Origin of the sequence: Pedobacter ginsenosidimutans (genome assembly GCF_001442625.1) — a bacterium.
Taxonomy (GTDB): Bacteria; Bacteroidota; Bacteroidia; order Sphingobacteriales; family Sphingobacteriaceae; genus Pedobacter; species Pedobacter ginsenosidimutans.
Genome location: NZ_LMZQ01000015.1, coordinates 1 through 26,995, shown reverse-complemented (window position 1 = coordinate 26,995; position 26,995 = coordinate 1). Strand labels below are relative to the sequence as shown.

25 protein-coding genes are annotated in these 26,995 nt (G+C 39.2%); 7 read left to right on the top strand and 18 right to left on the bottom strand.

Annotated features, from left to right (window positions below; translation table 11 throughout):
* Positions 1-6: 6 nt before the first annotated feature.
* The 7 genes from ASU31_RS18310 to ASU31_RS18285 form a co-directional block, all read right to left on the bottom strand.
* Positions 7-420: a hypothetical protein gene (locus ASU31_RS18310; RefSeq protein ID WP_157258101.1), complete on the bottom strand. Its 414-nt coding sequence runs from the start codon at positions 418-420 to the stop codon at positions 7-9.
* Complete coding sequence (locus ASU31_RS18305; protein WP_167346203.1) at positions 417-1,439, bottom strand: BF3164 family lipoprotein; 1,023 nt, start codon at positions 1,437-1,439, stop codon at positions 417-419. Before ASU31_RS18305 ends, ASU31_RS18310 begins: the two co-directional genes overlap by 4 nt.
* 141 nt (positions 1,440-1,580) lie before the next feature.
* The gene (locus ASU31_RS27570; protein WP_157258098.1) at positions 1,581-1,814 is read right to left on the bottom strand and encodes a hypothetical protein; all 234 of its coding nucleotides are present in this window, start codon (positions 1,812-1,814) and stop codon (positions 1,581-1,583) included.
* A gap of 409 nt (positions 1,815-2,223) precedes the next feature.
* Positions 2,224-3,300, bottom strand: coding sequence for a phytase (locus ASU31_RS18300; protein WP_057933761.1), 1,077 nt, complete (start codon positions 3,298-3,300; stop codon positions 2,224-2,226).
* A 1-nt stretch (position 3,301) separates the two neighbouring features.
* Complete coding sequence (locus tag ASU31_RS18295; protein ID WP_057933727.1) at positions 3,302-4,558, bottom strand: hypothetical protein; 1,257 nt, start codon at positions 4,556-4,558, stop codon at positions 3,302-3,304.
* Between the two features lie 22 nt (positions 4,559-4,580).
* Positions 4,581-7,358, bottom strand: a complete 2,778-nt coding sequence (locus ASU31_RS18290; protein WP_057933726.1) for a TonB-dependent receptor — start codon at positions 7,356-7,358, stop codon at positions 4,581-4,583.
* A gap of 261 nt (positions 7,359-7,619) precedes the next feature.
* Positions 7,620-9,224, bottom strand: coding sequence for a tetratricopeptide repeat protein (locus ASU31_RS18285; RefSeq protein ID WP_057933725.1), 1,605 nt, complete (start codon positions 9,222-9,224; stop codon positions 7,620-7,622).
* Positions 9,225-9,395: 171 nt separating this feature from the next.
* On the opposite strand from ASU31_RS18285, the gene ASU31_RS18280 reads away from it, so the two are divergent.
* The 4 genes from ASU31_RS18280 to ASU31_RS18265 all read left to right on the top strand — a co-directional run bounded on the left by ASU31_RS18280 (position 9,396) and on the right by ASU31_RS18265 (position 12,461).
* Complete coding sequence (locus ASU31_RS18280; RefSeq protein ID WP_057933724.1) at positions 9,396-9,791, top strand: GNAT family N-acetyltransferase; 396 nt, start codon at positions 9,396-9,398, stop codon at positions 9,789-9,791.
* 9 nt (positions 9,792-9,800) lie between these two features.
* Positions 9,801-10,349 (top strand): dihydrofolate reductase family protein, encoded by a 549-nt coding sequence (locus ASU31_RS18275; protein ID WP_057933723.1) that lies wholly within the window; start codon positions 9,801-9,803, stop codon positions 10,347-10,349.
* Positions 10,350-10,497: 148 nt separating this feature from the next.
* Positions 10,498-11,613 (top strand): M23 family metallopeptidase, encoded by a 1,116-nt coding sequence (locus ASU31_RS18270; RefSeq protein ID WP_057933722.1) that lies wholly within the window; start codon positions 10,498-10,500, stop codon positions 11,611-11,613.
* 269 nt (positions 11,614-11,882) lie between these two features.
* A complete protein-coding gene (locus ASU31_RS18265) occupies positions 11,883-12,461 on the top strand; it encodes a YdeI/OmpD-associated family protein (protein WP_057933721.1) in 579 nt (192 codons plus the stop codon).
* Between the two features lie 192 nt (positions 12,462-12,653).
* Here ASU31_RS18265 and ASU31_RS18260 read toward each other — a convergent pair whose 3' ends face one another.
* From ASU31_RS18260 to ASU31_RS18210, 11 genes are all read right to left on the bottom strand, one after another.
* Positions 12,654-13,442 carry an SDR family NAD(P)-dependent oxidoreductase gene (locus tag ASU31_RS18260; RefSeq protein ID WP_057933720.1) on the bottom strand — a complete coding sequence of 263 codons (789 nt, stop codon included), beginning with the start codon at positions 13,440-13,442 and terminating at the stop codon, positions 12,654-12,656.
* 81 nt (positions 13,443-13,523) lie between these two features.
* Positions 13,524-15,176, bottom strand: a complete 1,653-nt coding sequence (locus ASU31_RS18255; protein ID WP_167346202.1) for a RagB/SusD family nutrient uptake outer membrane protein — start codon at positions 15,174-15,176, stop codon at positions 13,524-13,526.
* Between the two features lie 13 nt (positions 15,177-15,189).
* On the bottom strand, positions 15,190-18,591 hold the full coding sequence (locus ASU31_RS18250; protein WP_167346201.1) for a TonB-dependent receptor: 3,402 nt from the start codon (positions 18,589-18,591) through the stop codon (positions 15,190-15,192).
* A gap of 223 nt (positions 18,592-18,814) precedes the next feature.
* Positions 18,815-19,954: a FecR family protein gene (locus ASU31_RS18245; RefSeq protein WP_057933717.1), complete on the bottom strand. Its 1,140-nt coding sequence runs from the start codon at positions 19,952-19,954 to the stop codon at positions 18,815-18,817.
* A 159-nt stretch (positions 19,955-20,113) separates the two neighbouring features.
* Entirely contained in the window at positions 20,114-20,704 is a 591-nt protein-coding gene (locus tag ASU31_RS18240) for an RNA polymerase sigma factor (protein ID WP_057933716.1), read from the bottom strand.
* 232 nt (positions 20,705-20,936) lie between these two features.
* On the bottom strand, positions 20,937-21,995 hold the full coding sequence (locus ASU31_RS18235; RefSeq protein WP_057933715.1) for an NAD(P)H-dependent flavin oxidoreductase: 1,059 nt from the start codon (positions 21,993-21,995) through the stop codon (positions 20,937-20,939).
* Position 21,996: 1 nt separating this feature from the next.
* The gene (locus ASU31_RS18230; RefSeq protein WP_209435017.1) at positions 21,997-22,425 is read right to left on the bottom strand and encodes a nuclear transport factor 2 family protein; all 429 of its coding nucleotides are present in this window, start codon (positions 22,423-22,425) and stop codon (positions 21,997-21,999) included.
* A gap of 27 nt (positions 22,426-22,452) precedes the next feature.
* Positions 22,453-23,199, bottom strand: coding sequence for an SDR family NAD(P)-dependent oxidoreductase (locus ASU31_RS18225; protein ID WP_057933714.1), 747 nt, complete (start codon positions 23,197-23,199; stop codon positions 22,453-22,455).
* Between the two features lie 11 nt (positions 23,200-23,210).
* The gene (locus tag ASU31_RS18220; protein WP_057933713.1) at positions 23,211-23,429 is read right to left on the bottom strand and encodes a tautomerase family protein; all 219 of its coding nucleotides are present in this window, start codon (positions 23,427-23,429) and stop codon (positions 23,211-23,213) included.
* A gap of 10 nt (positions 23,430-23,439) precedes the next feature.
* Positions 23,440-23,976, bottom strand: coding sequence for a YceI family protein (locus ASU31_RS18215; RefSeq protein ID WP_057933712.1), 537 nt, complete (start codon positions 23,974-23,976; stop codon positions 23,440-23,442).
* A gap of 93 nt (positions 23,977-24,069) precedes the next feature.
* Positions 24,070-24,648: a Crp/Fnr family transcriptional regulator gene (locus ASU31_RS18210; RefSeq protein ID WP_057933711.1), complete on the bottom strand. Its 579-nt coding sequence runs from the start codon at positions 24,646-24,648 to the stop codon at positions 24,070-24,072.
* A gap of 469 nt (positions 24,649-25,117) precedes the next feature.
* On the opposite strand from ASU31_RS18210, the gene ASU31_RS18205 reads away from it, so the two are divergent.
* The 3 genes from ASU31_RS18205 to ASU31_RS18195 form a co-directional block, all read left to right on the top strand.
* Positions 25,118-25,486 (top strand): hypothetical protein, encoded by a 369-nt coding sequence (locus ASU31_RS18205; protein WP_057933710.1) that lies wholly within the window; start codon positions 25,118-25,120, stop codon positions 25,484-25,486.
* 86 nt (positions 25,487-25,572) lie between these two features.
* Positions 25,573-26,268, top strand: coding sequence for an ABC transporter ATP-binding protein (locus tag ASU31_RS18200; RefSeq protein ID WP_057933709.1), 696 nt, complete (start codon positions 25,573-25,575; stop codon positions 26,266-26,268).
* A gap of 15 nt (positions 26,269-26,283) precedes the next feature.
* A partial coding sequence (locus tag ASU31_RS18195) for a carboxypeptidase-like regulatory domain-containing protein (protein ID WP_157258093.1) occupies positions 26,284-26,995 on the top strand: 712 nt, incomplete at its 3' end.

The window sequence follows — 26,995 nt, the reverse complement described above, 5'->3', positions numbered from 1 at the left end:
TAAATATTATTGGGCAATCTCTGCCTCGTTAAATTCCGTTACTACCCTTTTAGGGTTTATTTTCGTTATTTTATTGAATACAATTGCTTTTTCGAATTCGTTGTGGCGCTCCTGATATACAGCACTTTTCACATTAAGCTGGGCAAGGTTGAAATGCATTACTTGCGGGTTCATGGTTTTCGCGATAAAAACAGGACTCAACCCTGATTTGGCAGCCGAAGTATATTTTTCGATGGCTTTTACCTTTGCCAGGCACATTGAGCAATCGCCATCAAAATAGTAAACCAGTAAAATATCATCGGAGTGGCCGATTTTGGTTAACTGTTTATAGGTAAGTTCATCCATATACTGATTGTGATCGGCACATCCCGAAAGCATTAGCCCTATCAAAAGTATGGCGTTTAGTAGTTTAATTTTCATGGTAATTTTATTCTGATTAAGTTTTTGTCTTTATATTGGTGAGTAAGGCCATAAAGCTCTTTGCGGCTCCAATCAATGTCGAAAGCAAAAATAGGCTGATCAAGCAGGAACAGGCTTTCTGGCTCCAGATTGCTATTGAAGTTGAACAGCAGTTTTTTGTGGTATCCGCCCTGTTCCAGCACCTCTTTGCCCTCGTACAGTACGTAAACCTCATTATCTTTAGCCCTTGCGCTTGAATAGGCATGAAATGCTTTTTCATCGGGTATCACCATGGTGCCATTAAAATGTTTTACCGATTTTACAGCTGGTTCAAAGTAATCAGGCCCTTGCACACGCTTCAATAATACCCCTTGGTTATTGTATAGATCAAGTACATCGGTATTAAGGTAGGCCAAAATGATATTATTTCCGTTTTTAAACGGCGTAAACCAGCCCAAAAAAGCTGCATTCTGCTCCTGAGGGCCGTAAGCGGTCTTAATTTTAGGAAAATCTCCTTTTTTATATAGCAAATTGCCATAACTGTTGTAGAAACTGAATACCGAAGATTTTTCATCGGCTTTATAGCTGCTGTAATCTACAATACTGCCATCGGCAAGTACCGAAGGGTTATATATCTGATGGTGTTCCAGCATAATATCACTTTCTGGGAACACTGCCGCTCCCGGTGCCGAAATATCGTCGGCATTATAAGCATAGATCTTTTGCTTGATCCTGTCTACAGCATAAATATGTTTAAAATCGGCACTATATTGGACCTTGTGGCAATCTAACTGCTGATTAGGACCGGGACCTTTTTTAATGAACGACTTGATAAATTTAAGGCTTTTGAGGTCGTATGCTTTCACCAGCATCGAATCCTGCACATCGATAATCAACAGGAGATTTTTTTCTGCAAATACGCAGATGCCCATCGGCATTTTGAGATTTTCTTGTTTCACCGGCGTTCCAGATAGCACGGTATCCTTTTTGAATTTGCCGGTTGTAAACTCATATTGCCTCACCGGACTGTGGCATGCCATAAGAAAGCCCAACAAACAGCAAAAAATTGTTATTATTCCTAAATCTTTGATTTTCATAGCTCAGATCACAAAAAAAATGAATGGATAAGATTCCGGCCCATTCCTACAGTGGTCGAAGGATAGGGCCGGAAATCAAATAACTTAATCTGCTACAACAGGGGTAGGTGTTGTTGGTCTTGAGTGCGAATATGTACAGTAGATGTAAGAACCATCGCTGTAGGAGATTTTGCAATCATAATCTGGGTTTGGTCCACAGATGGTAGTACATTCAGCTGGAGCAGCTACGAAAGCAAAAGCACTTGAAAGGGTTAAACCTCCACAAACTAGGGCTAAGCCTGCAATTGTTAAACGGATTTTTTTAGTTGTTTTAAGCATTGTAATTTGGATTTAGGGCCGACTTCATTGTCTGCGATCTAAAATTACCGAGCTTCAAGATAAAAAAAAACTGCTCCAGGGCCGCTTTATCCATATGTCACTTTTACCGATACAAACGGGAATGATTTAAGGATAGAAAGCCTGAAATTTCCGATCAACAACAACGCTTTTCAGGAAAATTTTCTATAAACCAACCATTATCTGGACATTAAAATGAAAAATTATACTTTTAAAAAACAGACGGGAATTATCCCGTCTGAGTATAAATTATCGAATAATATTGCAGTTTAAATAAACGGGCGTCATCTCCGGATCAACGCGGAGTGCAAAGATCTTTGGACTATATCAAAAGATCTCTCCTCCAAAGGAGTTCCTTTGGAACACTACGGAGATGACGATTCATCGTAAGCTACCTGTTTACATCCAGTTTTTTACCCGCTAGATCTTCCCATCTATAAAAATGAAAGGTTTTATCATCACTCATGGCCACTAACAAACCGTGTTTAAAATCGGCGTTTAAAGGAACTGAAACCACATCAACACCATCGGTTTGATTGGCTGAATATTTAATGGTGGTTAACAATGGGTGTGGATGAGCAGTGTTGGCTTTAGCCACCCGGTCATACACTTTTAACTGCTTAGCGCCCTGATCGGATACCAAGATATATCCTTTATTACCTGAAGTTTTATAAATAGCGATTCCTTCATTGTCGACAGCAAAATCGCCCTGCCCAAACAGTGCCAATTCTTCATCCCCTTTGGCCGGATCGGCATAATACTTGCGTACACCTACCTGCTCATCGCAATAATAAACATAACCCAGTTCGTTATCAACAGCAATGGCTTCTATTTCCTTTTTGCCACTATACTGGCCGAATTTCCGCACCAAATCTGCTTTAACATTGCCTTTTCCATCATCGGTTAACAGGTATTGCCAAAGATATCCTCCATTTTTAGGCCCCGTTTTACGACCAACAATTGCATAAATTTTTCCGCTTGGGTCGGTATACATCGAAATCCCCATCAAATCGCGGTACTCTGCCTCTGTTTCGCCAACAAAAACAGGAATCCCACCATTATCGATTGCTTTCATATCGGGAAGGGAAAATATACGTAGTTTATGCGTATAACGTTCTGTGGTTACGGCAATATCTGTTTTTTTTCCAGCGAGTAACAAACCATAGGTAATATCAACATTATCTGGTCGCTTTAAACCCTTTACAGTTTTCGACTTGATGATTTTACCTTTCAGATCGAAAACGTATAAGCCACCACTGCTATCTTTATCGGTACCGATTACCAAAGACTGAGCTGGATCGTTCGGGTTTACCCAGATAGCAGGATCGTCAGTATCAAAATCGACAGGATCGGACACATATAAGGGTTTTACTGCTGTACTATTTTCGTTTTGTACACCTCCATTGCAAGAAATGGCCAGGCTTAAAACCGCAAAAGCGGTAAGTTTTAATATATTGTTATGCTTCATTTTATATTTTAGTTCCATATGCACCAACAAATGTTGATGGTGAAGGTGAGCTATAGGTGATACCATTTTTCATTATAATTCCGGCCTGGTGATGACGGGTAAAGTTGGTGATGCCCTTTCCCAAAGCTGGTGAGTTGCCCTGCAGGTGAAAATCCCATGCGGTATTAAAATCGGCATTGGTAACCGCTGTATTTAAAGGATAATTCACAAATTTAGGGTCATTTGCTCCGGCAACATTGCTAATTACATCATTTTTACCGCCCACAATGTCGCCAGATGGCTGAAACTGATTTACGGTAGCCTGATCGAAACCATAATACCAGTTATTGCTGTAAGCAGAACGGTTATCTTCAGGCTTTTTTGGATCTCTTTTTACACCAAAACGTGTATTGGCAAAAAGATTATTATACAGATCGGCACGCACCGTACTTTCCAGCCAGATTGATCCGCCTTTCGCAGTTGGCCTTCTCCAGCCTGTATTCACCATCGTATTGTTGTAAGCAATAATATATGTTTGTGGCGTTTTATCTCCAGTATTAGATAATTTTAAGGCATTAGTATTGGTGCTATAAACTAAATTATAGGCTATATCAGCCAAACATCCCGATTTAAAGTTCATGGCTTCTCCTCCTGTTACACCCGTAGTATAAAACACATTGTTGGCAAAAATTATTCTTCCACCTTCAATATAAGTACAATCTTCCTGAAAATTTCTGATGGTACTATTTTGAACTACCAATCTGCCCCTGGCATTGGCAAACCAAAGCGCTGGCAAACTTTCGCCCGCAACCTTATACAGGCCCATTTTTACTGAAGTAGAAGCATCGGATGTTTTAGCACCGCCGTATTCTAGAATTACATGATCAAGCACCAGTTCCTCGCATGTTGGGCCAGCCAAAATACCGCCCCAGAGTTTACCAAACTTAGTTAACGGTGTTTTGTAAAAATCGTTTACGGTAAATTTAATAGGGTTCTCTGTGGTCCCTAAAGCATACAAATTGCCTTTTATAATAATTTCTGGTTTCGCAACCGTATCCATCAATACCGTTACCCCTTCTTCAATCGTTAGCGTTTTCCCTTCCGGGATTACAATATCACCTTTAATTACCTGTGTACTGCCTTTCGCCCAAACCCCGGAAACCTCGCCAATTGCCGAACCATCGACAGCGCTGGTATCTACATCTATATTGGCTTTCTCGCATCCTGTTAAGGCTAGCACCGTCAGGATCATCAATTTAAAAATCTGATTCGATTTCATGTCTTTATATCTTTAAATTCTATTAATTAAACTTGTATCTAAAGCCAACAAGGTAGTTCTGGCCATAATAATCACTTCTGATCAAGGTCTTTCCATTTTTAACCAAATCTTCTTTGATATCGTTATTTGCTGGGTTTGTACCTTTTATAAATAGTTTTGTCGGTGTATTTAAGATGTTATTGGCTTTTACAAAAACACTGATCCCACCTTTAAAACGCTTCTCCGCAGATGCATCCACCTGTACAAATCCTTCCTGCCACAAATCGTTATTTAAAAATTGCGAAACCGTGTTGATGCGTGGTCCTGTATAGGCACCTGCAAGCTGAAGATCCCAACCTTTTTTAGTGTCTTTAAACAACAAGGATAGGTTGGCTATATGCGCCGACTGACCGTAAAGCGGACGTTCCTGGTTAACATTAGCCGGTTCCGTATCTCCAGTGGTACTATTGATAACCCTAGTGGTTTTAGTGGTGTTAATACGCGAATGCGTGTAGGTATAATTGGCCTTCAGGCCTATTTTGCTGAAATATTTGATATAATCTACCTCTGCACCATAATTATTGGCCGTACCAAAGTTTCCTGGGGTATAATAAGTGTCTTGTCCACGAACGGCATCAGCCTGAAAGGTATATTCAATAGGATTTTTAATCCGTTTATAAAAAGCACCAACCAACAATTGCTCTGAAGCGCCTGGAAAAAGTTCGTAGCGTAAATCGAAGTTATCGGCTAAGGCACGTTGCAGGTTCACATTACCGCGCTCTATAAATTCTTCGTTTTTCACCTTTCCTGGTACAATTTCATAAAAACCAGGGCGGTTCAGGGCTTTGTAATAAGAAGCATGTAATTGTGCTTTTTGGCTTAAGAAATATTTTGCAGTTAAACTAGGCAACAGATCGGTATAAATCTGATTTCCTTTCGGAAAAGCTTCGCCTGCAGGAAAAAGCAGGTTATAGCCTTGGTTGGTATGTTCTACTCTAAGCCCTCCTATCACTTCTAATTTAGCTGAGTTGTATTTAAACATACCATATCCAGCAGCTATTTTTTCACTCGCATCGTAGGTTAGTGAATTAGACACTGCCCCTGTTGGATTACTGACTATGAGGTTTAAATCGGTATAATGCTGAAAATTCACACCATAAAGATCAAATGCATTGGCTGCACTTGGGGCAAGATTGTAGTTGTTAAAGAAACTGCTTCTTTGTTTATCACGGTATAAACCTCCGGCCATAACATCCAGTTTATGCTCGCCAGCTAAAACCTGGTAGGTCAGATCCAGGTAGCCCGCTAAGTCCTCATCGGTATTACGTTCCCATCTGCGGGTAACCGGATTGCTATTAACCAAACTGGTACGTTTGCTTTGAAAATTCTGTTGTACCCCATTTAAACTGATACTGGTATTATCGGGCACATCGTTTTTGGCTGAAGAATAAACAGCCGACCATTGTACTTTAAATTTATCATCAAAGAATTTATGATCGCCATGAAGCGTAGTATTGTAAATCTGCTGCTCAGTTAAGCGACTACGGGTATCGTAAACCAATTCTGCATTCCCGGCTGTTGGATTATAAACCCCATTATAGGTAGTGGTTACAGCATCTCTAACCTGCTGATTTTTTAGGTTAACGTATACATTGTACAAACTGATCTGGTGATCTTTATTAAAAACATAATCAATTTTTCCATGTAAGCCTGTTCGTTGTTGCTGTTCAGAATACTCACGGTAACTTTTACTGGTAATTTTGGCATAAGGATCGATGCCTACAACCGAATTATTGTAAAAAGTACTGTTGCTGCCACGGTAAGTATTCTGATAACTTCCTGCCAGTACCACCCCGAGTTTATTATCCAAAAAACGTTTACTTAAGGATAAACTTCCGATTAAATTAGGTGCAGGGTTTTTATATTTATAATCGAGTGTTCCCTTGGTAAAATCGCTTTGAGTGGCATTGTAGTTTTTCCCGTTTATCTCGTAAGGCGATTTATAATTAATACCTGAAGCATTGTAACTGGTAAACTTACGATCGAAAAACAATTGGCTATACCCTGTAGAAACATTGGCATTTACCTGCAATAAGCCAGGCGCATTTTTCATCACCATATTAATGGCACCGCCAATGGCATCGCCCTCTAAATTTGGGGTAAGCGTTTTATACACCTCTAAACGATCAAGTAAATCAGAAGGAAAAAGATCAAGCGGAACATAACGGTATTTATTGTCCGGACTTGGGATTTTCACGCCATTTACCAAAGTATAGTTGTAGCGTTTATCCATCCCCCTTAATATGGCATATTGCCCATCACCATTGCTATTGCGCTCTATAGATACACCCGAAATACGCTGCATCACATTGGCCACCGTTAAATCTGGCGAAATCTCAATCGACCTTCCTGATACGATATTCATCAGCTGTGGGGCATTTTTTTCTAAACGTCTTGCACCCTGATCAGTAGAACTAACTGCGTTCGACTTGATGGTAATATCATCAAGGCTTTTCGAATCGCTCTCCATGTAGAACTTTAAGTGATCGTTATCCTCTTTCAATATCACCAGGGTTTTCTCGATGGTTTTGTAGGTAATGTAGCTTACGCTAATTTTGGCAGCACCTACTTTTACATCCTTAAATTCGAAAGTACCATCTAATCCGGTATTGGTTGTGCGTCTTGGGTTTTCTAAAACCACTGTTGCACCTACAATGGCCTCTCCAGTTTGCTTATCGTAAACATGGCCTTTCAGTTTTGTGGCATTAGCTGTGCCTGCACAAAAAAGAAGTAAAAACAGAATTTGTAATAGTTTATTCATTGTGTTTGGTAATGTCTTTTTATTATCGACGGGACAAAGGTGTATACACCATTTTACACAAAGAAATTATTGAGGTTACATAAAGGCAACAGCGTTACAACAAGCATATATCAAAAGGCAACACAAAAACACAACACAATGATTATCAATAAATTAAACACACCACAAAACGCCGTTATGCTTTTATTACCGTTACATTAACAAATTGTTAAGCCCTTAAAAATCAAAAAAACAGGTAATATATTACAGCTGATGTAACGGTTATAAAGCCTGGATAAATGCCGATAAATTATCGCCTTGCTCCAGATTTAGCTTTTTCCTTAACCTGTATCTCGATACCCTTAAGCTATCGGTAGATATACCAAGCAAGGTTGCAATATCACCTGAATCGAGGTTCATTTTTAACAGTGCAATCAAGCGCATATCGGCAGAAGTAAGCTCATTGCTATATTTTTTCAGGCTTTCGAGAAATTGATGGTGCACCTGTTCGAAAGCCACCGTAAATTCTTTCCAGTTGCGTTCGTGATTAAAGCTTTGATTAATCTCCGTGAGGATCTGGTTCATCTGTTTTTTCTGATCGCGCTTATCCTCTTTTACCATCGCTTGTAAGGTGCTCCTAAGATTTTCAAGGAATTGGTTGTGTTTAATCAGATTTAAGGTATGGGTAGACAGTTCTCTGCTTTTAACCTCCAGCAACTGTTTCAGATTTTGCTCTTCGAGCTGAAGATTTTTGAGCGCCAGACTGGTCATATCATGTTCTATGGCCTTCTGCCGTGCCAGCATCTGTTGATCTCTTAACTTTAACCTTTGTCTGCTAAAAACAACAAATCCCAAAACAACCAATAATATAACTACAATTGTGGCAGAAAAAGCAATGATCCTGTTCACCTTCCGGTCGTTTTTCAGTTTATTAATCTCATCCGATTTTTTATTGATATCGTAAAGCACCTGCAAAAACGCTACCTGCCGGGCACCGTCTTCCGAATACAGATCGATAGTGTATTTATAGCCAAGTTTTACATAGTGATAGGCGCTGTCCATATTGTTCAACAGTTCGTATGCCTTGCCCAAGTCTCTGCAACAAGAGCTTAACTGATAAATATTGCCCATCTTTTCGGCCAGTTTCAATGCAGTTTCGGTTTGCACAATACTTTCCTTATATCGCCCTGTTTTACGGAGGATATCGCCCAAATTATTAATTACCTCAATACTCCCCAGATCATTATGATCTTCCTGATATAAATTTAACGACTGTTTGAAATGCACATAAGCAGAATCGTAACGCTCCAGATCTTCATATATACTACCCAGGTTTTCGTGTATTTTTGCCGTCCCACTTTTATCGTTAACCTGTTCGTTTATTTTTAAAGCCAGTTTTTGATAGTAAAATGCGCTGTCGTAAAGTTGCCTTTTTTCGTATAACTGACCAATATTGCCTAAAACGGTTGCCTGTCCGGTTAAGTTATTCGATCTTTTATAAATACTAATGGCTTTGTTATAGCTGTGCATGGCCTTGTCTTTCTGCTTCATATAATAATAGAGCACGCCCGCATCGTTAAGGTTGGCAGCCAATAAAAGCGATTGACTGGCATTGTTGAATATTTTATCGGCTTTTAAAAAGAACTCTAACGATTGACTGAAATGCCCCTGTGTATAACAAACCTTGCCCATTTGCTGCAAACATTTGCCTTCTAAAAGCTCATCATTGTCATCGATAGATTTGGCGTATATTTTCTTTAATTGAGCCAGGGCTGCAGTCGGATCTTTTTGATTCAGCGCAATAATCGATTCGAATTTTTCTTCCTGGGCAATCGCATTCGAAATGAAAAGCAAAAAAAGCACAAGAACACTAAAGGATTTGATCATGTTAAAAGCATCTATATCAGGCAATGCTGAACAAAGTAAGAGCGTATATGTTAACTTAAGGTTAAGTTGAAAAATTAACTGATGGTGATGAATGTCAAATCTAATCTCAAAGCCGATTTTATATTAGTCCATTAAGTGATATTTTGTATTTTAGTAGTAAAACCTATTGATATGAATATTACCTATGAGATAGGTGTTATGCCTACGCCAGAAGAAGTAATTGAACTATTTGTCCAGGCCGGACTTAAAAGGCCTACTGAACCAGAAAGGATAGCATTGATGTTAAAAAATGCAGATTTATTGGTTACGGCCTGGCAAGAGGATAAACTTGTTGGTGTTTGCAGAACCATTACCGATTGGGCCTGGTGCGCTTACCTCGCAGATCTGGCTGTATTTACAGATTTAAAAAGCTCGGGAATAGGCAAGGAAATGATTGCGATAACACGCGAAAAAATTGGCCCTCAATGCATGCTCATCCTCTTATCAGTACCTACTGCTTTTGATTATTATCCTAAAGTGGGTTTTAATAAAGAAAATCGCGCTTTTAGTATCGAACGGATAAAATAATTTCGAAATATGAAAAAGATTATTCTAAACCTTGCCGTTACGCTTGATGGCTACATTGAAGGACCTAATGGAGAAATTGATTGGTGCATTATGGATGGCGATGCCAATTTTAACGATTTTTTAGATGGTATAGATTCTATTTTTTATGGAAGGATCAGCTACGACCTTTGGGGAAATTACCAACCCGGAGAAGAAGAAAATGATCTGATGAAATCGATCTCCGAAAATATAAACAGCAAGAAAAAGTATGTTTTTTCGCATACTAAAAGCAGCGATGATACAGCTGCTGTTTTTATCCAGTCGGATATTGTGCAAAAGGTTAACGAAATTAAAAAGCTTCCCGGCAAAAACATATGGCTGTATGGTGGTGCAAAATTAATATCGACTTTTTTAAATACCGGCCTGGTTGATGAGTTGCAACTGGCAGTACATCCCGTAATATTGGGCAAAGGAAAATTACTGTTCAGCGAAATTACCAATCGGGTTTGGTTAACATTAAAAGAAACAAAAAGCGCTCCATCAGGTGTTGTACAGCTGATATATGAGGTGATTAGATAAGTTTGGAGCTGAGGGTTTGGAGCTGGGAGGCGTTAAGACGAGGAATTAGCCAGGAGTCTGAAGGCGATTAAACGATCATAAAAAAATGAACCAATGACTAGTGAACAAATTAACCATAATTACTCTGGAGTTGATAAAATTCAAAAACATGATTAAACAGTTATTAACGATCACTTTTCTTCTTGGTTTAGGTCTGCTCTTTGAGCCCCTCTTTGCTCAAAATAAAGAAGTAATATCATTATCTATTCACCAAAATCCATCATGGACCAAGATCGGAACAAATTCTTTCCTCTATTATGAACTTCAATTAAAAAATGCTGGCACAGATACCATTGAACTAAAAAGGTTAAACATATCAGGACAAAACAAGTCATACCTTAACCTAAGTGGGCCAAAACTTGCCGACCATGCAAAAAGCAGCGATAGGGAAAACAGAAATCTGATCATTCCTGCTGGCGGCTCTGGATTAATTTATATAGAGCTCGAAACCCAGGTAGTAAAAGCCGAAACTATAGTAAACAAACTTGAGTTTTGGATTCACCACCAAACCAAACGCTACACAACAACATTTATCATAACAGCATTACATCCAACAGTTACTAAACCAACGGTATTGGGCAAGCCACTGCAAGCAGGTTTATGGACTGCCATTTATGATCCGGCATGGACTTCAGGACATAGAAGAGTATTTTACTCAGAACAGGGAAAGCAATTTCTTCCTGGCCGTTTTGCCATCGATTTTATCCGTGTAGACAGTATGGGGAAATATGCCTCGAAAAATACAGATTCTATCCAAAACTGGTTTGGCTATCAGAATTTAATCATTGCCGTAGCGGATGGTACTGTATCTTCGGTACGCAATGATTTTAAAGAATCAGCAACTGTTTCGCAGCACAAAAGCCCTGCACCCGAACAAGCCAGCGGCAATTATATTTCCCTAAAAATCGCTAATGGCCAGTATGCTTTTTATGAACACTTAAAGCCAAACAGTATTCGGGTTAAACCAGGAGAGAAAGTTAAAAAAGGTGACATAATTGCACAATTGGGCTTTACCGGACAATCTACGGGTCCTCATCTCCATTTCCATTTAGCCGATCGAGATAGCCGCCTGTATGCAGAAGGATTACCTTATGTGTTTGAGAATTTTTTTCAGGCAGGTCGATATTCAAGCCTGGACAACTTTGGTAATAGCCCTTGGCAATACAAGGAACAGCTTAAAATAAGGCAAGGAAGGCCCTCATCAAATGCGGTAATTGAATTTTAATTTGACATTATACAGTTACCTGTATTTTTGCCAAAGGGATCTTCCTCAACAAATAAGCAGCTCCCTGACTTAATCCCAGCGACAAAACAAAAACGATTAGAAACTTAAAGCTTGTAAATATAAAACAGTAACCATTGAATGTAGATAATCGCTACGCATATTCCTTAAAGATTGATTAGCCAATATAAATCTCGATTAAAACAATTACATTAATGGTAAATTTAATATCTTAATAAGATTAAGCATCAAAAAAACGATTCTATCATTTTATGGAAGAAATAAAAAACGGAGTTAAAGCTTTTTATGCCAGAACCCAGGCCGATTGGCGCCAGTGGCTCGCCGAAAACCATGAAAAAGAAGCATCTGTTTGGTTAATTATTTATAAAAAAGATGCATCAGCAAATAGTTTACCTCATAGCAACGCCGTTGATGAAGCCCTTTGTTATGGTTGGATTGATAGTTTAACGATGAAACGTGATGAAGAGAGCCGTTATCAATTTTTCTCCAAAAGAAAACCTAAAAGCAATTGGAGCGCAATTAACAAGAATAAGGCATTACACATGATAGCCCAAGGATTGATGAGCAACGCAGGATTACAATCAATCGAAACAGCTAAAGCCAATGGCATGTGGGATGCCCTGAACGATGTGGAAAATCTGATTGTACCCGATGATTTAAAAAAAGAATTTGAATCAAATAAGCTGGCTCAAACCCATTGGGAAAAATTCCCTCGTTCTTCCAAAAAAGCTATCCTAAAATGGATATCAGAAGCCAAAAGAACAGAAACAAGAGCAACAAGAATTAGCGAAACGGTTAGGTTAGCAGGAGAAAATGTGCGGGTGAAGTAGAAATTAGTCCGAAGTCTTTAGTCGGGAGTCAGAAGTCCAGTTGCCAGTTAGCCTTTAACTAAAATTAAACCTGCTTTACAAAGCACATCTGGCTTCCAAATATCCATCTTATTGTTAAAAAATTACTCCTATCTTGGTATCCCTTTTTTCTCAAGTCTCAAGTCTCAAGTCTCAAGTCTCAAGTCTCAAGTCTCAATTATCCCGCAATACTGCATTTCGGCCACCATCAATTAAATAGGTAGTTCCAGATGCAAAACCGGCGTACTTGCTAGATAAAAAGACACACCAGCCTCCTATTTCTTCTACTGTACCCAGTTTTTTTACCGGATGAAGATCTATGGTCCGCTGCCTTTCTTCTTCGGTCCGTATAAATGAATTAAACCATTGCTGCTTACCTGGCGGATCGATAAAGCCCGGCGCAATAACTATTGTTCTAATGCCGGGGCCCGATTCTATAGCCAAACTCCTCACTAAACCCGTCAATGCAGTTTTGGCAATGTTATAAGGCGCACAGCCGGAGATACCGGCAAAAGCATGGTTGGGCGCCATTACGATAATCACCCCATTATTCCCCTCTAATAACGACTTGCAGCGTTTGGCCAAACGCCAATGTGCAGAAAGGTTTAAATCCAAATTAAACTGCCAGTCTTTTTCGGTACTATTTTCTAAACGCGTAAATACATTCTGATCAGCGTTAGAAACCAAAATATCCAATCGCCCATAGTCACTGGTAATATCTGATACAAGACCATCTATATCTTCAGTTACCACCATATCAGCTTTAAAATAGTCTGTATGTGCATCAAAAGACTCCATTTCTGCTAAAAACCGTTGGGCAACATCACTCGTTTCACTTTGTTCTGCACAACCTATCACGGTACAGCCCGCTTTGGCCATCATTTTGGCAATCCCCAACCCAATACCAGAGGTAACACCGGTTACCAAAGCTATTTTCCCTTTCAAATCTATTGTTAGTGCCATAAAATCTAATTTTAAGAGGGTATCCAAATATTTTGGACACCCCTCTTAATCATTATTTATTCATTATGTGTTGTGTGTTTGCTAATATCCGCTGTTTTGCTTTAAAACGCCTTTAGAGAGATCTATCTGTGCCTGCGGGATTGGCATTAGGTATAATTTATCAGTCCAGGTTCTTTCTTGGATCGGTTTTGCGGCATCGGCAATACTATATATCGGTTTCATTACTTGTGGCGCAATTTTCCATCTTCTGATATCCATATAACGTTGTCCTTCTATAGCCAGCTCAATGCGTCTCTCATTTCTGATTAATGCCCTTAAGGTTTCTTGCGTGGCATATTTAGTTCTGTCTATTACAGGCATACCAGCACGCGTCCTGATTTTATCCAAGGCATCATATACGGTTGCATCAGGGCCTGTTAACTCATTTTTGGCTTCGGCATAGGTTAATAAAACCTCAGCATAACGGATTAAAATATTATTTGCATGGTTATCAATCTGATCTCTATAAATTTTAGGGTCAACCATTTTACGCACACTGTAACCAGTTAAGGCGGTGTTACCTGCACCTTCAGTCCACTTAAATGAATAATCATCTTCGATGGCATTCCATGGGTTTCCATCAAATAAAATACTGGCATAAAAACGGGGATCTCTGTTTTTATATTCGTTTTTAAAGGCTGGATCTTTCGCTTTATACCATGCTGCCCTTTGTGCTGGTGATGGTGGTGTAATTAAATCGCCAGTTTTATAACTTGGGTAACTGTTAACCAGTTCTTGTGTTGGTGCTATAGAACCCCATCCACCAAGATCGCCAGATGGTAAAAGTGTATTTAAGAAATTTGCATCCTGTTGTGGAATGCGCTGTCTATCTAAAATAACTTCTATGTTGCCCTCGTTTGCCTGTTGGAATAAAGCTTCGTAACTACGCAAGCCTAAACGGAATTTTTTCTGATCATCGGCATTGGTGAAATCTACCCATACACTATAATCATCTTTAGCACTTAAGGCATCTTCTGCTGTTACTTTGAATAGATCGTAACCCAATGTCATTACCTGGCCTGCGGCATCTGCTGCAAGCTGCCATTGCCCTTCGTACAGGTGCGCACGTGCTTTTAAAGCGAGAGCGGCACCTTTTGTAATACGGCCTTTTTCATTTGGTTTGCCACCAGCATAACTTTGTGGTAAAATTTTGGCTATGGCATCTAACTCATCTACCACAAATTTTAATACTTGCACCCTTGGTGTACGCGGCACATTTTCTTCTCCAAGTGTAACTGTTTTGGTAATTAAAGGCACATCGCCAAATTTACAAAGCATCCAGAAATAGGCATTGGCCCTAATAAAACGCACTTCTGCTTTATATCGATCGAGCAATGTTTTATCAATAGCGGTTACTTTATCAGCATTATCTAAAAAGTAATTGGCCCGGCCGATTCCGGTAAATCCCCACCCCGCATCTAATGTAGAGTTTACATTACCAGACGATACATCTGTGGCCGAACTTTCCCATGGGTATTGCGCATGTGCATTATCTGCAGCTGCATCATCATAAACCATATCATCGCCCGGCAACTGGCTATACACACCGTTAACTGCCAGGTAAACATCGTTGGCATTTTTCCAAAAAGTAGTTTCAGATACTACGTTTAATGGTGGCCTCTCTAAAAAATCTTTCTTACAAGAAACAATTGCACTTAATAATAGTACGCTTGTAATTATATATATCTTTTTCATTTTTCTAATCATTTTATAATCCTGCACTTAAACCAAACGACCATGTTTTAATCCCTGGGTAGCCACCGCGGCCCGAGGCAGACTCAGGATCGTAATCTCCCAAACATTTATCGGCCATAATGGTAAATGGGTTATTGGCTGTACCGTATATTCTTAGTTTAGACAGTCCGATTTTTTTAATTACGTTCTGTGGTAAGGTATACCCCAAAGTAATTCCCCTAACCCTGAAATATGCACCATTAAACAACCAGAAAGAAGAATAATTATCAATGTTATGACCAGCATCGGCCGTTAATAATGTTCTTGGGAAATCGGCATTCGGATCAGGGTTTTCTTTAGTCCAGCGGTTTAACAACTGTACTTTTGCGTTTGCTCCGTTAAAGAAAGGTGTAGATGCTTCCTGCCCTAAATAGGTTTTTACTTTAGCCACACCATAAGTAAGGATATTGAAATCGAAACCTTTGTAAGCTGCACTTAAATTAAAGCCATAGTTAATGAAAGGTACATTGTTTCCAATAATGGTACGATCTGCTGCATTAATTACATTATCTCCATTTAAATCTCTGTATTTAATATCGCCAGCCCTTGTACGTGTATCCTGAAAAGCATGCGAAGCCACTTCAGCATTACTAACAAAAAGACCATCAGCAATATAACCATAAAAGGAACCTATTGACTCGCCTAAACGCTGTATCTGCGAATTATCTGGAAAACTTGGATCTCCCGTAGGAAAGTTATCATTACCATCGGCACCGATTTTTGTGATTTTACTTTTGATTAATGATAAGTTACCACCAATGCTAAAAGTTAAGTCTCTACCTATTTTATTGTTGTGATTAATGGCCAATTCGAAACCTGTATTACGGGTTGATGCCGAATTGGTAAATGGCACTGTAAGCGGATAGGTAGCCAGTGCCGTATTGCGCAATAAAAGATCTTTGGTATCCTTGATATAGTAATCGGTAGTGATTTCGAGTTTACCTTTAAAGAAGGTCATATCGGCCCCAAAATCGGTCATGTAAACCTTTTCCCAGGTAGTTGTTGGCCACGAGCCATCTTTTTGCCAGATTCCGCCTTGTGCAGTACCTTCAAAACTATATTGATAGCCAGAATTTAAGCGGTTAAAATAGTTACCAACGGCCACTACATCCTGATTACCCAATGAACCATACGAACCACGGATTTTTAAATTATCGATCCAGCTGATATCTTTCATAAAGTTTTCTTTAGAAACTATCCATCCGGCTGAAAACGACGGGAAGAAGGCCCTACGTACATCTTCACGGAAACGCGAAGAATAATCGATACGTGCATTTAACTCTAATAAATATTTCTCATTAAAAGTATAATTGAAACGGCCAAACATCGATCGCATAGCCCATTCTTCGGCAGTAGTATTGTTAGCCAATACACCATCAGCATCTGCTACGATATCTTCCCCATTGGTAGAACCATTGATAATTGTACTTAAATCATTATTAGGGAAATTTCTACGCCCCACAAATGCTTGACGGAACACGTTGCTTTCTTGGGATGCGCCCAAAGTTAACTTACCATAATGTTTACCGAAAGTCCGTTCGTAATCGGCCGTACCTTGTATTAACAGTTCTTTTCTTTTTACCCAGTATTCTCTTAAATCGTTCTGTGTGCCTACTCCTGCCGGAAGTGGAATTGGATTACCAGTTAAAAAATTATTAATCGGCGTCATGGTATTGCTAAAGGCAGTACTGTTGTTATTGGTAAACTTTAACGAAACCAATCCATTAATCGATAAACCTTTTAATGGGGTTAATGTCGCATTTGCAGCAGTTTGTAACAGGTTATTTCTATCGCTTCCTTTTCCTGCTTCGGCAACCAGACGGGCCTGGTTACGATAAGGAATAGAGCTACTGGCTACTGTACCATTATTTACTGACCCCCATTGGCCATTGCTTTGGCGAAAAACAGTGGTAGGTAAAGAGCGGTTTAATTCTGTCCAGGATAAATTACCCAGGCGATCGAAAGCCTGGTTGATAAATGATATATTGGTACCAACTTTTAAAATATTTTCGATAACCTTGGTTTCGGTATTTAATTTTGCACTGAAACGGTCCTGGTCTTTATTTGGGATTAGCGATTCCTGGGTTAAATAACTTAAGCCCAAATAACTATTGGTAATTTTGCCGGGTGAGTTGATATTTAAATTTATATCGCCCAACGGTGCACTTTCTCTTAAAACCTCTTTATACCAATCGGTGTTGGGATATAAATCTGGCTGGGAACCGTTTCTGTACAATTCTATCTGTGCCGGGGTATATATCGGATTACGGCCAACATTGGTAAGGGCTTCGTTATAAAGTGTGGTATAATCTACCGATCCTAAATATTTGGCAATACGGGTAGGCGATTGCCAGCCGTAATTGGCATTAAACTCGATGGTTGCTTTATCTCCGCCACCACGTTTGGTGGTTACCATAATTACACCATTGGCAGCTCTCGAACCATATAAAGCGGCAGATGAAGCATCTTTTAATACCGACATGCCCGAAATATCGTTAGGATTTAATGAAGCAAATTCCTGCGAGCTGGCCGGAATACCATCAATAATATAAAGTGGAGTACCTGCACCTGCTAAACTGCTTCTTCCCCTAATGTTTACACCTGTATTACTTGTAGCACTGGCACTTACATCGCCAGGGCGTTGCAAAATGGTTAATCCTGGCGAAATACCCTGTAAAGCATTTTGTATCGAGGTTACAGGACGCTCTTTTAATTGTTTGGGGGTAATGGTGGCAATAGCTCCGGTCAAACTCGATTTTTTCTGCGTACCATAAGCCACAACTACCACCTCATTTAAGTCGTTGCTTTGCGGCACCAAAGTAACTTTTACTGTTGCTGATGCTTTTATTTCTTTGGTTTGATAACCTAAATAAGAGATTACCAAAATGGCATCATCGGCCACACCGGTCAGTTTAAAGTTTCCGCTTTCATCACTCATCGTACCCTGCTCTTTGCCTTTTATTTTAATACTGGCGCCTGGTATACCCTTGCCTATCTCGTCTAAAATAGTACCAATCACATCGATAACCTTGTTTACAGGTGCGCTTTGTTCTGGCTTATTGGCAGGGACAATATTTGCAGGCCGCTCTTTAACCACAATGGTATTGGCCTGGATAGAATAAGTTAAGGGCTGATTTTTAAAACATTGGTTTAAAGCTTCGGCCAGGGGCATATCTTTTACATCAATACTTACTGTATTTGCCTTTTTTAAATCGCTCTGAATAAAAAATACATTGTAGCCACTTTGATTTTTTATTGCTTTAAGCACCTTTTGTAACGAGGCATTTTTCTCGTTAAGCGTTATATTTTTTTGTGCAAAACTGCCCGCATTAACGTGTAAAATGGCTATAAAAAGCAATAAGATGGTTAGCTTCATAGATAACAGAATTTTATTCTTTATACGGCTTGTACCATATAAATTAAAATCGTAAATTTTCATACATTTGTTAGGTTTTAGGTTGAGTTAAATGCCTATAGCAGTTGCTATTACATTTAAATTGTTTTAACTATTTGGTTATTGTTGGGACAATTTTAATCTAAAGCTTTAAACGGGTTTCGATTGCACTCGAAATCCGTTTTTCAGATTAAAATTTAAAGTATTATTTTAAAATTTTAATCCTCCTTCCTTCTATCTTAAATTTAAACTTATCGGTAGACTCTAATATTTTTAAGGTTTCCTGCAGGTTGTTGTGTTTAGAAAAAGATCCCCCGAAATAAATTCCATCAAAATCTCCAACATACTCAATATCAACATCGTACCACCTGGCCAATTTCTGCATCGCTTCTTTAATTCCTTCATTATTGAACATAAAGAAGCCATTTTTCCAGGCGATATATTCTTCTACATCAACATTGCTCACTTTGAAACCTGTACCCTGAAAAACAGCCTGCTGGCCTGGTTTTAGCAAACCTGTGGCCTGCGGATTAAAGTTTTTAACGGCTACCCCACCTTCTACAAGGGTTGTTTTAATTTCGGCATCATCTGCATAGGCACTCACATTAAAATGGGTACCCAAAACGCTTATTTCCTGTTTTGATGTTTTAAGTTTGAAAGGCTTGTTTTTATTCTTAGCTACTTCAAAATAACCTTCACCACTAAGTTCTACCATTCTATATTTGGCTGTAAAAGCGGTTGGGTACTTTAATGATGATAATGCATTTAACCAGACTTTCGTTCCATCGGGCAGGGTAACCTGATACTGGCCGCCAGCTGGTGTACTGATGGTGTTAAAACCTGGTTTAGCTGGTGCTGATTTATTTTCTAAAATGGTATAAATCAATTGCCCATCAGCTGTTTTGGTAATTTGAATTCCCTCCTGCCTGGCTATTGTACCATTTAACGCCTGATCTAAATTAATTTTAGTTCCATCGGCAAGTGTTAAAAAGGCTTTGTTACCTCCGGGCTTAATTAAGCTAGCTGATTTATTTATTTTTTTAAGATCGGCACGTTTACTTAAAATAAACCAACCAAATCCTAAAACGGCAATTAATGAGGCGGCAACAGCTATACGGTAAAAATACCTGCCCGGTCGTTTTTTCTCTTGCTGATCTATTTGTTGATTAATCTTATTAAAAATCTTTTCGCCAACCTGATCTTCTTCATCAAACTGTTTTTCTCCTGCCAAAGTATTTTGGTTCAATTGATTATTGTACCAGGATTCTAACTTAAAACGTTCTTCTCCACTGGCAGTACCGGCTATGTATTTTTCTGTTAAATTTGTTAATTCTGCTTTTTTCAATTGCTTGTGGTTTGGTGTATGTACCTAAAACGGATTATATCCCCCAAAAGAAATTTTAGATTTTACATAACAAACTATGTAACAGCTAATTAAAATTAAACAAAGTTAAGTAACGGTAAACAATTAGATTGAAATTTGCATAGGAGAATAAGCGCAGACTTATTTATCCCAAATGCCAGCCAGTAATAAAATGGCCCAAAATAAGAATTCGCCCATATCGGTACGCAGGCGGCGTAATGCAATGGTAATCTGGTTTTCTACCGTTTTTGGCGAAAGGTTTAGCCGGTCGGCAATTTCTTTTACACTAAGGTGCTCTTTTCTGCTCAGGATAAAAATTTCTTTACATTTTTGAGGCAGCAGCTCAATACTCTTGTCTAAACGTTGCGCAATCTCTTTTTCAGCAAAAGCATTTTCGGCATTATGCGGACTCACCAAAAGGTCGGTATCATGAAGTAAATCGGTGCGTAATTTTCCATCTCTAATGGCTTTAAATACCTGAAAACGAACTGAAGTAAACAGATAATTATTGAGATTATCAACCGAGGTATACTCCCGTTTTAACCAAAGGCTCACAAATATTTCTTGTATAATATCTTCAGCGGCCTCCCTGTTGCGTAAAATATAATAGGCAGATAAATATAACTTGCTCCAATACCTGTTGTAAATTTTTTCGAACGCAGACCGATCATTGCTTTGCATATCGCTAACAAGCAAACTATCAGGCCATAGTTGTAAATCATCAGGTTTCATTAGTATAAGGAATATCTTTGCAATACTAAGCAAAAAAATAACGGCTCAATTTACATATTTTTCGTAAAGCAGCATAAATGTTGCATTATTGAATAGACAAAATAAGAAAATGAAGGAAGGAACAGTTCTCAGTTTACAGTTCTCAGTTTCCAATGAACTAATGACCAATTAACCAATGATCAATGAACCAATGACCAATGAACTAATGACCAATGACTAATGAACCAATCAACTAATGCATCTCCCTAATCAACACCTGCATTAATTCTTTTGCAGATGTATATTTTAAGTTTACCGCATTTTGTCCCGACCAGAAATTGTACATATCTGTTTTGCCCTGTTCAATGGCAGCGGCTCTTAACGGCCCCATTAACCGGGTTTGCAGTGGAAAGGGCAACACCTCAGTTTCATAACGAATAGCACCGGATATCCGGTTAGCAATCATCCGGCCCATTCTCCCTGTTAATGATTTAGAAAGTACTGTATTTTTTGATTCTTCAGAGAAAAGTTTTGCCTTGTGCATAGGCGTTGCATTAGATTCGTCGGTTACTAAAAAGGCGGTACCGATCTGGACTGCATCTGCGCCAAGCGTTAATGCTGCCCTTATACCTTTAGCATCGGCAATACCACCGGCAGCAATTATAGGTATTTTTGTTTTCGCTTTTACCTGCTGGATCAATGCAAAAGTTCCTGTTAACGATTCATCCGCCGGTTTAAGAAACGAAGGACGATGTCCGCCGGCTTCAAATCCTGTTGCTACAATGGCATCAACCCGGGCTTCTTCGAGTGCTAAAGCTTCATCTAATGTGGTTGCTGCACCCACCGTTTTAATGCCTAGCTTTCTTGCTTCGTTTAATATTTCTTTTGAAGGTATACCGAATATAAAACTAAATACTGCGGGTTTCAGCTCGAAAAGCGTTTCTACCTGTTTCAAAAATTTTGAAGGAATATTGGCATCAAGATCGGGTAAGGGAATACTCAATTCGTCAAAAAAAGGTTTGAATAATCGTTTAATTCCCTCTATTTTCTCTGATGGATAATTAAGCAAACGCTCATCTACATCTTTCACCAATAGGTTGATGTTGTAAGGTTTAGCTGTTTTTGTTCTTACAATTTTATCGGTTTCGATAATTTCTTCAGGACTTAAGGTATATGCGCCGATACTGCCCAAACCACCAGCGTTTGATACGGCTGCTAAAAGCTCAGGTGTTGAAAATCCACCGCCCATTGGGCCTAATAAAATCGGGTATTCGATTTTTAAAAGTTCGGTTATTTTAGTTCTGTTCCACATCTTAATAAATTTTTACGTTGGTTAAAAGTTTATTCACAATCACCCACCCGCTATCGGTTAGACTTAATGATAAAAGGTCGTAATAATTAAAATCAAAAATAGGCAGATGAACTTTGGCAATTGCAATAGAATTGATAATTTCTATCGATAATATTTCCATTCGGAATGTTTCATTGAGCTCCTGCGGACTTTTGCGCTTACTTACACCTTCTAAATATTCATCAAGTGTTTTAAAATATGGAATGCCGTTTACATCACCAGCCAATATAGACTGTGGATGAAATATTTTTCTGAGCAGTGCGGTATCTCCATTAAAAACGCCCTTAAAATAAGATGACAGTACCTCTGCTATTGCATTTGCGTTTTCAGTGTAATTGTTCATGGTTTTAATTTTTAAGGTATGCCCGGGCTTAATGATTTCCCTTTGCATACCCGGTTTTTGTTTTAATTTTTATCCTTAGCCAATGTGATGACCTGCTACATGACCTCCGTCTAAATTGATGATTTCGCCTGTTACAAAATTACTTTCTGCCAGGTACAGGACCAGTTGAGCAACATCCTGTGTTTCGCCAATACGGTTTAATAAATGTAAACCCGCAAATGCATCCGCATCACTAATGCCATTTTTGGCCTGCAACGGACTTCTGATAATCCCAGGAGCGATGCCATTTACCCGGATGTTGTTTTTGCCGAACTCTGCAGCCAATTGTTTGGTTAAAGCATGGATGCCACCTTTACTTGAAATGGGTGCTGTAGCAGGAAAGCCACCAATGGCATGATCTACCAATACCGTTCCGATGTTAATAACGGCACCACCATCCTGTTTCAACATCTGCGTGATGGCTGCCTGAGTAGTGAAAAATGTGCCTTTTAAATTGATGTTCAAAAATCTGTCCAGGTGCGCTTCATCTACCTCTAAGAAAGGTTTTGCTTCAAAAATACCGGCATTATTTACCAGCGCATCTACAGCACCAAAACGCGCTATGGCAGTTTCTACCAATCGTTTACCTGTGTTTATATTGCTGATATCGCCAGCTACCATCGCCAATTGGTGGTGCGATCCTAATTCATTGAAAGCAGTGATTAAATTGTTTTCATTTGCAGCGTTGATCACCACATTGTGACCCTGTTTTAAAAATAAAGCTGCAATTGCACGACCAATACCTGTTGATGCGCCTGTTATAATGACAGTTAGTGTTTTCATGTTTTTGATGATTATTTATTATTTGCTGTTATCCCTTTTTCGCGCAATACCGATACCTGTTCGCCTGCATAGCCCCAATCATCCAATTCGATTTCTTGAATTACTACATGGGTAAGCTTTGGATCTTTATCCAATACTTCGGTAATCAGCCTGGTTATTCCACTAATTAAGGTCTGTTTCTGTTCACGTGTAACACCTTCGCGGGTTACTTCTATTTTTACGTATGGCATGGCTGTTCGATTAAATAGTTAATGATGCGGTTAATTTTACATCGAGCTCAAATTCATTGTAGATCAGGTTATCGCCAAGGTTGGTGAAAAAGTTACCCGATCTGAATTTCATGTTGTACTTGGTACGGTCGATAAAGATTTTACCGGAAGCTGTTAAGGTATTGCCATTAACCACAACATCTGCCGCAAAAATTACCGCATGTGTAATGCCTTTAATGGTTAAATCGCCAGTAATTACAGTATTATCTTCATTGGTTTGATCAACAGCTGTGATGACAAATGTGGCTTCAGGGAATTGATCGGTTGCGAAAAAATCTTCAGAGAATAAATGTCCGGCGAATTGTGCATTGGTTGCAGGGTCAGTAACATCCAATATTACGATAGAGGTGGTATCGATAATAAAGTTTCCGTTGATGAGTTTATCATCGTTTAAACTTAGTGAACCCGATTTAATCGTGATGTTTCCGTTATGTGCGCCGGTAACTTTTTTACCAGTCCAGTTGATGTTGCTTTGAGCGCTTACAATTTCAAATTTTGTAGTTTCCATTTCTTTGTTTTATCAATCGTTAGTGATTTGACAACACAAAGTAAAGGAGGAAATTTACAGGACTTAGGTGATGTACATCACATTCTGCAAGCGTTATTTTTGTGCGTTGTAAAGTCTGCTCAGGGTTTCTCTGGAAACACCCAAATAGGCTGCAATTAAATGTTTGGGCACGAGATTATACAATTGAGGGTACATGGCCAAAAGTTCCTCGTATCGGGCTTTGGTATCGTTATTCATAAAAGATAACAGCCTTTTTTGCGAAGCCAGATAGCCCCTGTTTGTCCTCCACCGGAAAAAATGTTCAGCCTGATGGATTTCGCTGCAGATTTTTTCGCGGTCATCGTTAGAAAGACATAATACTTCTGCATCGCTAAGACAATCTACGCTTATGGTTGCACGGGTGTGGTTGTACAGGGCACCATAATCCGATGTCCACCAGGTAGGCATCGCAAACTGCAGGATATACATCTTGATTTCATCGTTGATAAAAAAAGCTTTTAAACAGCCCGAGATCACAAAATATTCGTGATCTACCTTATCTCCCTCGCTAATGATGGCCTGCCCCTTTTTAAAAGACTGTAACTTGAAATGGGAAAATAAATAATCGAACTCTTTGTCGGTTAAATTAGCCGTTTTTAAAATATGCGCTTTTAGTGTTTCTTTAGGATCCATAGCTTGAAATAAAGGTAAGAATTATTGGGGTTAGTTGGGAGTCCGAAGTCTGGAGTCGGGAGTCCAAAGTCAATTAAACGATTGACATATATACGCTGATTCCCCAATCGAAATGTCACCCTGAGTGATAATTTATTGCATAAATCAAGATAATTGACAGCGGATTTTAAGGAGATAAACGGTCTCGAAGGATCGTCATTTCGACCGTAGTGTTCCAAAGGAACTCCTTCGAAGGAGAAATCTTTTAAATTTCATTTCTATAATTTGCTTCAAAGATCTCTCCATTCCGTTGCACCCGATAGCTATCGGGTCCAGTCGAGATGACGCCAATTTTTGACAATGGCAGCGCAGTCAAAGGACAAATAATATTTATTCCACAGTCGATTAAACGACATAAAGTTAAGCGACTCAGCAATAACAGAACAACACAGTACTTGATTTATAATTTTTTAAATGTAACTTTGTTGCATTGAAATATTCAGTGTACACATATCGCAAAGAAATTTTTGCCCGTATATGGGCGGTATTGCTATTGGCGGTATTTCTTAATGCAACACTGATAGAAAGCCTGCATCACCATGGTGCCGAAAAAACCGGTTACAGCAAGCAAAGCTGTAGTGAGGCGCATCCACTTAAACAATTAAGTTCCGCGAAGCTAAAATGCAAATTGTGCGAAGTACTGAAACACCGATCGCACTTTTTCGATTTTCCTGCTCCTATTGCATTTGCTTTATCCATAGTTAAACCAACGATTAAACCTTGCGTTTACCTCATGAGGCATCCTGTTGCTTACATCTTATGCTGCGCCAATAAAGGCCCGCCAAGCCTAATGGCTTAATCTTCATACAAGAAGTTTCTTTTCATAACCTTCAAATTCACTCTGTTTAACGCACATGCCTGTTTGGTATGCGCCAATATTTTATTATGCTTCAAGCCATTTCATTATCCAAAAATTATCAATCTTACCGGGCCTTAAATCAGCTTAATTTAACCGTTAACCCTGGTGAAGTATTTTGCCTGCTGGGCCAAAACGGTGCCGGAAAAACCACTACCATTAATTTATTTTTAGGTTTTATTGAGCCAAGTAGCGGAAAAATCTTAATCGACAACGAAGAAATCTCCGCGCATGATGACGAACGGCGGAAACACCTGGCCTACATTCCCGAGGTGGTTATGCTCTACAGCAATCTTTCGGCCATCGAAAACCTCGATTACTTTTCTAAACTGGCAGGGTTTAACTATGGTACTTCAAGCTTGATCGGTTTTTTAAAGCAATGTGGTTTACAGGAAGCTGCCCACCATAAACATTTATCGGGCTTTAGTAAAGGCATGCGTCAAAAAGTAGGAATTGCAATTGCCTTAGCCAAAAATGCAAAAATCATTTTAATGGACGAACCTACCAGTGGATTAGACCCAAAAGCCACCGCAGAATTTACCCAACTGGTTAAACAATTGGCTGCCGAGGGCAAATCAATTCTGATGGCTACGCACGATATTTTTAATGCGGTAAATGTAGGTTCGCACATTGGCATTATGAAACAAGGCGAATTGATCCATACACTTAAAGCCAGCGATATTACTGCGGCCGATCTTCAGGAATTATACTTACAAACTATTTAAAAACAAATCCATTTCATGTACCCAACATATAAAGGCCATTCTATTTTCCGTGTGCTCTGTTTACTATTGCTCTTCTGCACATTCAGCCTGGTCACTTTTGCTCAGATCAAAGTGAGTGGAAAAGTGATCGATGCTCAAAACCAAGCTATCCAAAAAGCCAATATTAAATTTAAGAATGGGAAAGATCAACTGAATACAAGCAGCGATTCGCTCGGTAATTTTTCGGTTGTTTTACCTAAAACAGCCAATTACACCATTACCATTAGTGCCATAGGCTACAGCACTTTTAATCGCATCTACTCCGTTAATGGCATTGGTGATATAAAACTGGATGCAATTGTGCTGCAAAGCACCAACGAAGAATTGCAGACCGTTGAAGTGGTAGGCACCAATGGCAAAAAGTACTATGGCAACTACTCGTTTTCGGCCACCAAAACGGCTACTTTGAACAAGGACATACCACAGGCTATTTCTTCGGTTTCGAAAGAATTAATTGCCGACAGACAGGCGGCTGTACTGGCTGATGCAGTTAAAAATGTAACCAGTGTATCGCAAAGCAGCTATTACAACCAATTTTCGATCAGGGGAATTAACCAGAACGAAGAAGGTGCTATTATTAATGGCATGCGTACCCGCCAATATTATTTTAATCAGCCTTTAACCAATAACCTGGAACGGATAGAAGTAATAAAAGGTCCGGCAAGTGCTACATTTTCGAGTGTAGATC